The following is a 13085-nucleotide window of genomic DNA, read 5'->3' as shown; positions in this document are numbered from 1 at the left end:
GCGACCCGGGCGATCGACCCAGTCCGCTCACCGGTCTGCTCACGAACATCAAAAACCATCCGAACCGCGCGTTCCCGCAGCTCAGGGGAGTACTTCCTCGGGGGTGCCATAGCCCCTCACCCTTCCAAGTATCGGAGCCTCCAGCCGACCCGGGGTGGTCCAATGGTCCTCGGCCCAGTCATCACCGACGAACAGCACCTGATCCTCCACATCACCCGGCAACACCATCAGCAGCCTGCGAGAGCCGTTCCGCGTGCTAATGGACCAGTGCTCACACCGCCATGGGCGGGCACGACATCCCATCAGTGATCTAGGCCCCCGGACCACCGATGAGGACACGGTCTAACCCCAGGACTCGAACATCGGTCCAGCGGGTGGGAGTGCTCACTCACCAGCGGCTACCAGGCACCGAGTCTGCCCCGCAGGCCAACCCGGCACCTCCCATTAGCGGGTGGCGTGGCCCTGCGCTCGGCATGAACGGCACATTCGGCACCAGGTACTGCGGATACGTGCGGACGGTCGCGTCCGCCCCTAGGAAATGGACGCCCTCGCTGTCGAGCTCCAGTGCCTGGTCAACGGTGGAGCCCCAGGACGGACCGAACCAACCGCCCGCCCGATAGGACGAGATATGCGTCCGCTCCAGAAGCAGCGGGAGGACGCCCGGCAGGGACACGTCCACCTGCGACAGCAGCACGTCCCCGGTGACGATGCTGATCGGGTCGCCACCCTTGGGCGTCGACTCGGTCGGACGCGCCTGCGACTGCGGACTGCCGTTCCGGCGGCCACCGTCACGAGGACGGCCCCGCCCACGGCGACCACGGCCATTCGGGCTCGGTGCTCCCCCGCGACTGCGTCCGCGCCGCTTGGGAGCCGGAAAGAAGTCACCGGTGTAGTCAAGTGGTCGATGCAACGCCTGAGGTAGAAGAGGCCCTCGGAGGTGTTGCGTGGCGAAGATCGGGCGTCCCGGGATGTCGGACGTGCAGAAGCGCGAGGTGTGGCGGCGCTGGAAGGAAGGACAGTCGCTCAGCGACATCGCCCGCGCATTGGGCAAGGTGCCCGGGTCGATCCACCACGTGGTGGCCGCCAATGGCGGGTATGTCCCAGCCGAGCGCAAGCGGGCGGCTGGCGCGTTGACTCTGGCTGACCGGGAAGAGATCTCCCGTGGCCTGGCGCGCGGGGAGTCGTTCCGGCAGATCGCGGTTCGGCTGGGGCGCCCGCCGTCGACGGTCAGCCGGGAGGTGGGGCGGCACGGTGGTCGCGAGCGCTATCGGGCCGCGCAGGCTGATGCTCGTGCCTGGGGCAACGCCCGCCGCCCCAAGCCGTGCCTGCTTCAGCGCGACGCCGAGCTGTGTGAGGTGGTTGCCGCCAGGCTGGCCGAGGACTGGTCGCCCGAGCAGATCTCCGGCTGGCTGAAGGCCGCCTATCCCGAGCGGGAGGAGATGCGGGTGTCGCACGAGACCATCTACCGCAGCCTGTTCATCCAGGCCCGTGGCGTGCTGGCCAAGGAGTTGACCGCTCACCTGCGGCGACGACGTACGATGCGGCGTTCCAAGAAGGCCAGCACCGCCGACCAGCAGCGCGGGCAGATCCGCGATGCGGTCTCGATCCGGCAGCGCCCGGCCGAGGCCGAGGATCGGGCCGTGCCGGGGCACTGGGAGGGGGATTTGATCGCTGGGGCCAAGAACACCCACGTCGCGACGCTGGTCGAGCGACACTCGCGGTTCGTGGCGCTGGTGAAGGTGCGGGGCAAGGACACCGTCAGTGTGGTGTCCGCGCTCGCCCGCCAGGCCCGGCGGCTACCCGACGGGCTGATGAAGTCGCTGACCTGGGACCGCGGCACGGAACTGGCCGACCATCAAGTCTTCACCGTCGCCACCGATGTGCAGGTCTACTTCTGTGACCCCAAGAGTCCGTGGCAACGCGGCTCGAACGAGAACACCAATGGGCTGCTGCGGCAATACCTCCCCAAGGGCACCGACGTGAGCGCCTACTGTCAAGCAGAGCTGGACCAGATCGCCCTCAAGTTGAACACCCGGCCCCGCAAGACCCTCGGGTTCCAGACGCCCGCTGATAGGTTGGCGGCGATTGTTGCATCGACCGGTTGAACTCAAGCCGGCCATCTTCCCGAACACACCACGGGCCGCCGGGCCGCCCCTGGCACCGCCCCGCCCGCGGGGACCACCGCGCTTACCCATGAGGAACGGCCGTCCGACGAGAAGCCGACACAGCAACCCCCAATAACACGCATCAGCGCAGGTGAGATGAAATGGTGGTCATGTCGCGGGGATGATCAGATGCTAACACCATCATCTGACCGAATCCCAAAAGGGACGCTTCATAATGGAGATTGCGGACAGCGGATTACCGGTATCGGGGCCTGGGCTCCACGCACGAGCTATGACCGCTGGCGAGCAGGACGTCGCCAACGCCCTACATCGTCGCTACGGCTGCGACCAGTTCCCGTAGCTCTTTGAGCGGGTCCGGTCCGCCGGTGACGGAATCTCTTTTGCGGCTGTGGATACATTGGGCCCTATTTGTGTAGGGCAACTTCGATATCAAATTCTCCGAGTATAGTCATAATAGAGTCAATAAACTCCTCTCCCAGAGCCCGAAATGAGACCGAATAGTTATCCCAAATCACTCTTGTCAAAGATCTTATTTCCTGACCCGAGGCAAGACAGTCGGCGAACGCGTCCAAATTGGATCCGAAATATCCGCCTGCGCCATTGACGGCCTCTCCAATTGCACAGTAGAAACTCGCGACGGTAGTGATATTACTGCCGTCGATCGACAGCGTATCTCCTATCCCGTGCTTGATGATGCCGTGGCCCGACTCAAACCAGGAAGTCTGGACCACATGCAGCCAACTCGAGTGATAGTCGACTGAGTACTGATGCCATTCGCCGCAGCGAATAGGTCGTTCAGAGGCCCACCTGCGCCAGATGGTGCCAGCTTTTGGATAGGGGCAATGATAACCATGGAAAGAGGCCTCTAGGTCAACGACCTCTGCCTCGCAGGAGCTCGCTTGGGGAGTCCCTATCCATACTCGCCCGATGTAGTATCTGCCAATCACCTCGCCCCGATAATTGATGATATGCAGTCCTACATCGGAGAAGCTTCCTTGCGGAAGACCGGGAGCACGGGGCACGCCAGCAAGGGTCACCTGACCACTCTCGCCCCGAAGTGGGTCCACGAAGAAGCCCTGCACCTCATCCGCTACCAGCAACGTGTCTTGACTTTCTTCACAAACCAGGCGGATTAGCGGAGAGCGCGTACCGTTATCATCCATCCTAAATCACTCCAACTGAATCCACACCGTCCATCGCAGTGCCATCGGTGAATGAAACCAGAGCGCATCCATTCTATCAAATCTCATCTCCTCACTCCCATCCGGAATCAGGGAAATGCGGTGCAGAGAAGGGTTTGATCGTCTGGTAATGATCCGTGGTCCATCCCATGACCTTGCGCCCGTCCGGCAGCGTCTTTTCCAGAATACGAGTCCCATTACCCCTGGTATTCGGTACTTCATATTCCAGGGCGCCGGCCCAGAATCTCTGATGGTGCCCTCTTCCTTGGAACACTGTCTGCCCACCCGTCCGAGGGTCTATACGAGGTACGCCGTTCCCCGCCCTAATATTGTCGTATTCGTTGACAATCTTCTTCGACATACCCTGGGGCAGGGGATCGGACAGACACCCGGCATTGTGCACCAGGACGGGGATCGCCCCTGCTTCGACATGGTACGTGTGCAGGTTGGCGATGGTGAGGTTGTGGACGCGTTGGTTGTGGGTGGTCATGTGTTTGGTGGCGGTGATCTGGACGTAGGTCCCTGCGCTGGTGCGGAGCCACATGCCGGGTTTCAGGTCGGCGGCCTCGACCCACGCGTTGATCTCGCCGGCGACCCAGAATGGGTGGGTGTCGGTAGCAATGATCACGCCGCTCTCCGAACGATGCAGGCCGTGGAGCTTTGTGAAGGCCGACTTCGGCTCATCGCCCGTCACCCGGAAGCGGAATGAAGCATCAATGGCGATCTGGATCAGGTTCTTGTCGCCCTTGCTGGTGATGGTGCCGAGGACGGATTCGGTCCTGGTTTCTCCGGTTACGGGGTCGGTGGCTAGAACCTTGTCGCCGACTCTTAGGTCCTCGATGTTCTTCTTGGTTCCATCGGCCATGAGGACCTTGGTGCCTGGTACGAAGCTGCTCCGGCAAACAAGCTGGCTCAGCCACGACCCGCTTCCTCCCAAAGCTCCGGTTGGGGCCTCTCCGGCGCCGTAGCCACTGTTGATGGCGCCCCCGGCGTTCAGGGCGGCGGAGACGGCGACGCGGCACACGCCTGACCTCGCGCAGGCGAGGCCGGCCGCTTGGAAGGCTCCGGATTCGCAGCCGCCGGCAGCGCAGAGGACTACGCCGGCAACGACGACGGCGGCGATCCCGCTGGCGACGAGGGCCGGTTTGAGACCGGCGTCGGTGGTGTCGTGGCCGGTGAAGGGGTTGATGTGGCACAGGCTCTGGGCGCTGGAGTTGATGGTGCGGCAGAAGCCGTCCCATTGGTTGTCGTCCAGGCCGGCGCCGAGGAAGGCGATGGCGTCGCGGAGGGTGAAGTCCTGGCTTCCGCGGTATCCGAGGTTGAGCAGGTGCAGGTAGGTCTTTCTCGGCAGGCTCCGGCCGAGTACGGGTGCGGCGAGGCGGTCTCCGCCGCGTTTGGCGCCGCCCTTGGGGGTGACCGGGCCGCAATAGGAATGGCAGCGTACGGACCCCTTAGGCGCCTTGGGCGGGGTCTTGCTGCAGTCGTGGTTGACCTCGCAGCCGTCGGTCCGGAGGCCGGATGGGTCGCTGTAGGTGACGGGGCTGTTGGAGGCGTAGGTGTAGCCGTTCATCTGCTGGGGGTTGGCATGGTCGATGACGGGGTCGACCGAGATGAAGCGGCCTGTTTCGGGGTCGTATTCGCGGGCGCTCAGGTGGGTGAGACCGGTGGGGTCTTTGGTGGCGCCGAGGAAGCCCTTGTCGTTGGGCCAGGTGGCGTCGTCGTCCATGCCGCGGACCGCGCCGAAGGGGGTGGAGCGGCGGACGGTGGCCTGCTGGGTGGTGGAATTGACGGCGATCTGGGCGGTGCCCTGGTGGTCGCCGGCCAGGAAGGTGATGTTGCCGTCGGAGGTGCGCATCGCGACGGTCTGGCCCGCGAAGGTGTAGTAGCGGATGCCGGTGGCGGTGGCGGCGCCGTTGAGTGCGCGTAGTTCGGTGCCGTCGGGCAGGTAGAGGGTGGCTCCGCCGGGGTCTTTGCGGATCAGGCGGTTGCCGTCGGCGTCGTAGACGAAGGTGACGTCGTTGCCGTTCTCGGTGACCTTGGCCAGCTCGCCCTCGGTGTCCCATTCCAGGGTTTGACCGGTGTTGCCGAGACCCGCGTCGAGGGCCCGGTGTGTGGTGTTGCCGATGGCGTCGTAGGCGTAGGTGTCGGTGCGGTTCCCGGAGGGACCGGTCTGGGCGACCTGGGTGAGCCGGTTTCCCTGGCCGGCGGGGGCGTAGGTGTAGGTGCGGACGGTATCCGCGACGCCGCCGATGCCGTGCCGGGTCTCTCCGGTGCGGTTGCCCGCCTTGTCGTAGGTGAAGGTCTGCCAGTAGGGTGCCGGGCCGCCGATGAGGGCTTCAGTGGGTTGGGCGGCGCAAGCGTCAGTGGTGGTCTGGGTCCAGGCTTGGGTGACGCGTTGCAGGTAGTCGTAGGTGAAGCATTGGTTGTCGATGCCGTCGCGGGACACGTCGGTGATCGAGGTGATGGTGCCGGCGTCGGTGTAGTGGTACGTGGCGAAGCGGTCGTCACCTTGGACGCCCTGGCGATAGGCGCGGGCGGTGGCGGGACGTTGGGTGCCGTACTCGTAGGAGAAGGTCTGCCAGGTGTGTTTGCCGTCAGGCCCGAATTCGAGGAGTTGAGGTTTGTTGGTGGAGGTGTAGTCGACGTCGTTGACGTAAGTCGTTTGATCGGTCGGGCTTGCGCCGCTGCCGATCAGGGCGATGGGACGCAGGAGATCGTCGTAGGTGCTGTTGACGCTCTCGCCCGGGAGGCCACCGGCCGCGGGGTGCGACTGCGCTTTGACGGTGTCATCGAAGTTGTACTGGGTGGAGAACAGATACAGACCGGCGAGGGCACCCTGTGAACCGGGGATGGTGAGGCTGGTCCCGTCAGCGCGGCCGAGCTGGTCGTAGTTGCGGACGGTGCTGACGTAGTTGCCATCCGGAGTGTGGCGGGTGGCGGTGGCGAGTTTCCCCTTGCCGCGGACGACGGTGTCGTAGGTCCAGGAGGTCAGGAGCGGGCCGTCTGCCGTTCCCTGGTGGGTGGCGGTCTTGCGGCCCTGGCCGTCGTAGTCGATGAAGATCTTCTTGCCGCGGGCGTCGGTGGTGGAGGTGGGCCGATCCAGGTCGTCATAGGTGACGGTGCTCGTGCCGGTGTCGGGATCGGTCGTCCGGATCTCGCGACCGCGCAGGTCGTAGCTGGTGGTGAAGGTGTTGCCGGACGGGTCGGTGACCGTGGCTGGCAGCCCTGCGGCGGTGTAGGTGTAGGTGGTGGAGTCGTAGTCACCGGTCGGTGTGGAGGCCTTGTACTGGCGGCGTTCGATCACCTGACCGCGGGCGTCGGTGATCGTCGCGGTGGGGGTCGCGCCGTCGGGTGGGGTGATCGAAACGCGGTTGGCGCCGCCGTAGTCGTAGGTGGTGCGCCACAGTTCGGAGTCGGGCTGGGCGCCGTTGCCGGTGGTGACCTTCTCGACGTTCTTGCGGCCCAGGCCGTCGTATTCGATGCGCTTCTGCGTTTCGATCGCGCCGGGTGTCCCGACACCGAAGAGTTCGGTTTCGGGTGCTCCCTCGGCCGCGTAGGGGACGTAGGTCTTGACGACCTGACCGCGGGCGTCGTGGAAGGTGTCGCTGATCAGCCGGCCGGTCCGGCCGGGCACCTGGGTCTGGCGAGGGCGCAGCCACCCGTCCAGCAGTTCGATGCCCGACAGCCGCTGGCCTGCGCCTGCGGCGGTCAGCGTCGTGGTGGTGACGGCGACGATGTGGTTCTCGGTGACGTGGTAGCCGTACTGGTAGTTGGGTTTACGGCCGTTGGCCTTGGACTGGTTGGGCAGCCACACCTTGGTCAGCCGGCCGAGCGGGTCGTACTCCAGGTCAGTGCGCAACCCGAGGTTGGACTGGTCGATGGTGGTGACCGGGACACCCCATGCCGGGTCGAGGCGCTGCACCGCGATCAGCGCCGTGGAAGCAACGCCCGGCCTGGCGGGCGGACTGGTGGTGGTGATCTGGGTGGTGAGGCCCTGGGTGTCGGCGTAGGCGGTGCTGGCGGGGTTACCGACGGTGTCGGTGACCTTGGTCGTCCGGCCGTAGTCGTCGTAGACCGTCGCGGACTGGGTGACGTACCGCGGAGTGGCTCCGTCGTAGTCTGCGAGCTTTTCGACCTTGGTGACACGGCCCTTGGACGGGGCGGCGCCGAAAGCGCCGTTGTCGTATGAGGTGCGAACGTCGGACAAGACATGGGCGGGCCGGTCGGGGGTGGTGGCGCAAGCGACCGAGACGGTCTCCAGCCGGGATGGGAACTTCACCATCCCGGCTCCCGTGTTGTCGGCGTACTCGGTGCGGGTGCATCTGTCATCGCTGGGCGTACTGGTGTCGCCCAGGTCGCTGAGCGCGGTGACCCGGCCCACTCCCGGCCCGGACTCCTCGAAAGTGTTGTCGGTCTTGGTCTCGGTCCAGCCGCCGCCGTCCTTGACCGTCCAGGTCCGGGAGGTGTCGGTCGCGGTCACGTTCGTCGTCGTGGTCCCCCACGAGCGGGTTCGTGAGGCCGTCTGCACCCGCCACGGGGTGTTGACCGTCTTGGAATGGACGGTGCCGCCCGGGCCGGTGTACTGGACGGTTCTGAGTGAGAACCCAGAAAGTGCGTCATGGTCGGTGTGGGTTCCGCCCTCACCATCGGAAACGGTGACCGACTTGGTGCCGCCGTCCTTGGTCCTGCGGTCACCGTCCATTCCACGCATGTAGTAGGTGTCGGCCTGGGTGGACGGGGCGTCGTATGCCCCGGTGAGGGTGCGGACGTGGCCGTACCCGCGCCACTGCGACCAGGTCTTGTTCTTCTCCTTGGTCAGCCCGTCATCGTCGTCGAAATGCCAGGCCGCCCCACCTAGGTACTGGTATTTGGTGGCCATGTCCGGGGACAGCCCGGTGCGGTCCGTCTGGATCACCGATGTCACCACGTACTTGTGGAACCAGTCGGTGATCGGGTCGTCCCGTCCCGGCGGTGTCCAGATCACCGGCATGCACCGGGCCGTGTTGGTCTCCGGTGTCGGCAGATCGGTCAGCGAGCAGTCGGGGTCGGAGTAGTCGATGTCGATCTGGCCGCCGGACTCGTCGTAGATCGCGCCGACGCGGTAGCGGACGTAGGACAGGATGTCGTCGCCGACCTTGTCCAGCCGGTTGGGCAACTGGATGGGGTTGAACGTGACCTTCGGCAGGGTGGTGGTGGAGCCGTCGGCGGCGTGACCGGTGTGCTGGATCTCGTCCAGCAGCAGGTCACGTTCAACGTCGGCCAGCCCCCAGGAATGCTTCAGCGACCACGAATCCACCGGCCGATAGCCCGAACCGTCGGACGTGAGGATCTGGGTCGTCACCTTGGTCAGCCGCTTTCGCGACCAGAACGTCGGCGCCAGCGCACCGTGGGTGTCCTTGCACTCCTGCCCGGAATCACAGTGCAGGTCCCAGGGGACGTCCCACCAGCGGTCCGGATTGGCACCGATCTTGGACGGGTCGCAGTCGAAGGTCGCGTCCGGGATGCAGCGCTCGGAGGTGGCGAAGGTGACCTGCGCCGGCGGCTTGGCGAACAGGGCGTCCTCGCGGAGCCCGTAGGAGATCGTCTTCAAATACCCGCCCCGGACGTACGGGGTCTCGTCCGCGGCCTTGAGGTTGCGGCCGTAGTGGTTGATCTCCTGCCCGTAGGTGTAGTTGATCGCGTTCCCGCCCGGGTTCACGACATAGTCCAGGTTCCAGCGGTAAGCCTGCTGGCACCAGGAGGCGGCGAACGACGACCCATGGCACGGTTCGCCGGAGTCATCACCGAAGACCGGTGCGGTCCATGTCGAGCCGGTCTCGGGCTTCTCGCTCGTCCACCCGGGCAGGCGGTTGAGGCCGAAGTAGTACTGGGTGCCGTCGGTGGTGGTGACCCTCCAGTGCTCGCCGTCGTCGTCACCATTGCCGTTGGAGGAGCTGGTGAGCTTCTCGAATTTGGTGCCGTCGTCTTCCTTCATCCGCCAGCTGCCGTCGGCAGCCTTGATCAGCTCCCCGCCCTTGCCGCCCCAGGTGACGGTCGCGTTGTCATACCCCCAGCACTGGTCGGCCGGATAGTTGCCTCCCGTGTCGGCGGGGACCCCGTCCTCCTTGCACGATTTGTAGCGTCGCTCGATATATCCCGGCCACAGGTCGAATCCCTCACCGAGCCAGGACGGCTGCCCGTTGGAGTTGGCGGTCCGGCCGTCCACGCTGCCCGATGAGTAGGAGACCGCGACCTGAGGTGTCAGCTCGCCCGGCACGGGAGGCACCCGCATCGGGTACGACCACGTGAAATCCCCGCCGCTGCCACCGCCCTGCCAGGTCGCCGACGCCTCCAGCGACGTCGACCCGTAGTCGCCCTGCGAGCTGTCGGAGCCGGCCGCGGCGACCAGCAGTGTCGCGTTCTGTATCGCACCGGCCACTGCCGGAGATCTCGAGGTGGCGGCCGGAGCCGCCTCGACCACGGCGGTCAGCGTCCCGGCGGCCCCGTCATTGGCGGCCGTCACCGGTTTCGGTGTGCGGCACTGCGGCTTGCCCGGTGTCGTCAGCGCACACGCAGGCAACTGCATCAGCCGCAGACGCGGGCCATAGGCGCCGCCGAACGCCTGCGCGAACTTCGAGTAGTCCAGCCGCAGCCTCACCCGGCCCGGAGCGGCGGCGTCCGTGCGGGCCACCGTGAACGCCAGCCCGTCAATGCCGGCGGCGCGGGCGGCCTGCCGGTCCAGCACCTGAACCCGGACCCGCCGCGCCGCGGGCGCGGACCTCGCGGCACGCGCCGGCTTGTCGGGCGCCAGAACCTCCACCGGGGGAGTGCCCGCCTGTACGCCATCATCGGCGTTCCCCGACCGCGCGGCGCGCGACGCCGCAGGGCCGGACGGCACGCTCACCTCGGCGGCGCCGGGCTTCGGCCATGCCGCCTTGGCCGCAGGGCCCGGCTTTGCGGGGACCACCTTGCGCGGACGCGTCTTCGAAGCCCGCCCGTCGACCACCGGCTCGTGATCTTCGACCTTCGGACGATGGGAGTTCGGTGGATCGGCCAGCGCAGGCGGCACCGACACCAGCCCGGCCGCCAGCGCCACCGCGGTCACGATCGTGACGACGTGCGCCGACCGGCGCGGCTCCAGCAGCAACGTCCTACGGCGGAGCGATACGCGTCTTGGCTTCACGACGTCCTCCATCGGTGTGAGCTCGTATCAGGCGCCCACACGGGCATGTTCTGGCTTGCGGCCGGTTCCAGGGGCCGCACCGCTCGGGCGGGCGGCCCCCGGCAGGGAGGGGTTAGGGACTGGTCTGGGTGGGAATTTCCGGTTCGCTGGCGAGCCTGGCGATCTGCGGCTGGGTGAGTGCGCCCTGGTACGCCCACACATCGTCGATGGCGTCCGGCCAGAATTCGCTGCCACCGGCGGTGCCCACCTTGTTGCGCCCGACCTGGAGGCCGCCATTGCCCGCCGCCCTGAAGGGGACGACCTGGCTCTCCTGCGAAACCCCATCGGCTGTTTCGTCCAGCTGGCCATTGACGTAAAGGCTGACTCGATCGCGCAGCGCGTCGTACACCACCGCGAGATGCATCCAGTCACCAAGCGAGAAATACGAATGCGATGCCACCAGCGGCACGGACCCCGAATTGTCGGAGTTCTGCATGGCGATCTGCCAGCCGCCCTGTTCGACCGGATCCGGTCCGGGTACGTACCGCAACACGAAGGCGTTCGTGTTCACCCCCGGTTGCGAGAAGACTGTCGCCGCTTGCTGGGGGCGTCCCATGTTGCGAACCCACCCGGCCACGGTGAAGCTCTCATCGGTCCACACCGGCGGCGCCGCCGTCTCGGCGAACGCATTACTCGTCGCCCCGAGCCACAATCCCCCGGCCGAGGCTCCCTTGAACCCGAAAGACGGGTCAATGGCCGCGCCATTGTGGAGCACCACCCCCGGCGCCCCCACCGGGAACGGGTCTGCCCCACCGCTCTCATTCAAACTCCAGCGGCCCTTGAGCACCGGATGCTGAGTCACCAACTCCTCGGCCTCCCGGTCACCGAGAATCCGGTCGTAGACGCGCACGTCGTCGACCAGGCCGGGCCAGTGGTCGGCTTGCATTCCAGCCCACTTGCTCCGGCCGATCTGGAATCCGCCATCGGCAGACCAGAGCGAGGAGACCTGCGGGCTCTCGGTCCCAGGGTCACCGTTCACATAGATCTGCATTTTTCCGGTGTTCCGGTTGTACACCCCTACCAGGTGGGTCCAGGAGTTCAGGACGGCCGGCTCTTTCGAGAACGCCTGGTAGGCCGTGGTGTCGTCGCCGGTATCGACTTTGACTTTGGAGAAGGCCCACTTTTGATAAGCGGCATCGTATTTAAGGTAGAAACCGCTCCTGCTCGTGCCGTCCTGGCTGAGTACCGTCCGGGTGCGGTCTCCCTTTTCCAGGCGGACCCAGGCCGATACCGCGAAGCTGCGCGTGGTGTTGACGAGGGGACGGTCGGTTCCGGCGTGCGCCTGGGTCATGTCGTCGAGCCGCATGGCGGTGCCCGCTTGCCCTGCGGCACCCAGCGTCGCCGCGCCGCGCACGGTCGCCTTCCAGGGAGCGGCTGTGCTGTACACCCGGGGCTCTCCCTGCGGCTCGTCCATGCTCCAGTGCGCGACCAGGTCCGTTCCCGGCGGTGTTGCTCCTCCGGCGAGCCCCTGCGCCTGCTCGGCCGAGAGGGGCTGGGCGAACACCTGGACGTCGTCGATCGAGCCCGGCCAGTTGTTCACGAAGAAGCCGTTGTAGAGACTCCGTCCGATCTGGAGCGGGCCATGGGTTTTCAGAGGTGTGACTCCGTTCCCGGTCGCCTGGAGCTCACCGTTCACGTAGAGCCGCATCTGCGCCGCGCTCTTGTCGTACACACCGATCAGATGACTCCACTGCCCGAGCGGGAGCGGCGCATCGTCCACGGCCCACTGCCAGGGAGTGCCAGCCGTGTTGTTGTCGACGGTCGGCCACTCGAATATCGCCGCCCCATTGGCGTGCATACCCAGGACGAACCCGCTCTGGTACGTCCCTGATTGCGCGACAAGTTCGCCTTGCCTGTGCGCCGTCGGCTTAGCCCAGGCGGACACCGTGAAGCTCTCGGTCGTGTCGACGATCGGCAGGCTGCTCTCCGCGGCGCCGCTGGTGCCGTCCAAACTCAAGGCCGTGCCGTTCTTGCCCTCACCGCCCAATACCGCCGAACCGTGCAGCCACGCCGGCCGTCCCGGGCCAGTGGCAGTCACCGCGGTCGTCCCGGTGGCCTCGTCCAGGGTGAACCGGGCCACCGGTTCGGATCCCACATTGACGCGGAACTCGTAAGAATCGCTCGAACCGACCTGGCTGGAGGGCGCCAGCGCTTGCACCGTCAAGATGTTGGGCCCTGAACGGTTCGGCGCGACCTCCACCTGCCGGGGTGCGCCGGCGGCGGTGTGGACCGTCCGCGGCGGTTCCTCGTTCAGGGTGATGATGTACCGGTCGGCGACCCCCGCGGCATCGGAGATCGTGAAGATGCCAGGCTGCCCCACCCCGCCGTGCCAGACGTCGTCGGCCGGATAGTCGGTCGATGTGATCGTCGGCTTCTCCGGTTCGGCCGGGTCGTAGAAGAAGTAACAGCCGGTCTGAGCCCCGTTGTAGCTCCAGGCGCTGTACTGCTCACCGTCCCAGGCCCGCACCCCCCAGCCGATCTTGGTGCCCTGCGGGATCGTCGGCGGCAGCGGCTGCTCGAACCTGCTGCCCGTGGTCTTGGCCGGGGTCAGCGCCGAGGTCCACTTCTCGCCCCAGT

5 protein-coding genes are annotated in these 13085 nt (G+C 66.2%); 1 reads left to right on the top strand and 4 read right to left on the bottom strand.

The features are described 5' to 3' along the window. Positions 1–388: 388 nt before the first annotated feature. A complete protein-coding gene (locus tag ETD83_RS45565; RefSeq protein WP_268920523.1) occupies positions 389–1033 on the bottom strand; it encodes a DUF6531 domain-containing protein in 645 nt (214 codons plus the stop codon). Between ETD83_RS45565 and ETD83_RS32525 the strand changes: the two genes are divergently transcribed. Next, positions 969–2105, top strand: a complete 1137-nt coding sequence (locus ETD83_RS32525) for an IS30 family transposase (protein ID WP_138649042.1) — start codon at positions 969–971, stop codon at positions 2103–2105. The two genes, ETD83_RS45565 and ETD83_RS32525, sit on opposite strands and share 65 nt — an antisense overlap. A 425-nt stretch (positions 2106–2530) precedes the next feature. Here ETD83_RS32525 and ETD83_RS32520 read toward each other — a convergent pair whose 3' ends face one another. From ETD83_RS32520 to ETD83_RS32510, 3 genes are all read right to left on the bottom strand, one after another. Beyond that, a complete protein-coding gene (locus tag ETD83_RS32520) occupies positions 2531–3289 on the bottom strand; it encodes a barstar family protein (RefSeq protein WP_138649040.1) in 759 nt (252 codons plus the stop codon). Between the two features lie 91 nt (positions 3290–3380). Further along, positions 3381–10469 carry an RHS repeat-associated core domain-containing protein gene (locus ETD83_RS45560; RefSeq protein WP_138649039.1) on the bottom strand — a complete coding sequence of 2363 codons (7089 nt, stop codon included), beginning with the start codon at positions 10467–10469 and terminating at the stop codon, positions 3381–3383. Between the two features lie 112 nt (positions 10470–10581). Continuing rightward, the coding region (locus ETD83_RS32510) for a LamG domain-containing protein (protein WP_138649038.1) at positions 10582–13085 on the bottom strand (2504 nt) is incomplete at its 5' end.

Source organism: Actinomadura soli (assembly GCF_005889715.1).
Taxonomy (GTDB): Bacteria; Actinomycetota; Actinomycetes; order Streptosporangiales; family Streptosporangiaceae; genus Spirillospora; species Spirillospora soli.
The sequence above is the reverse complement of the archived record's forward strand: the minus strand, read 5'-3'. Positions and strand labels throughout refer to the sequence as shown.

Excerpts from the sequence above, each read along its gene's own strand:
- ETD83_RS32525 (WP_138649042.1), top strand. The coding sequence starts at position 969 with ATGTCGGACGTGCAGAAGCGCGAGGTGTGGCGGCGCTGGAAGGAAGGA.
- ETD83_RS45565 (WP_268920523.1), bottom strand. The coding sequence starts at position 1,033 with ATGTCGCTGAGCGACTGTCCTTCCTTCCAGCGCCGCCACACCTCGCGC.
- ETD83_RS32520 (WP_138649040.1), bottom strand. The coding sequence starts at position 3,289 with ATGGATGATAACGGTACGCGCTCTCCGCTAATCCGCCTGGTTTGTGAA.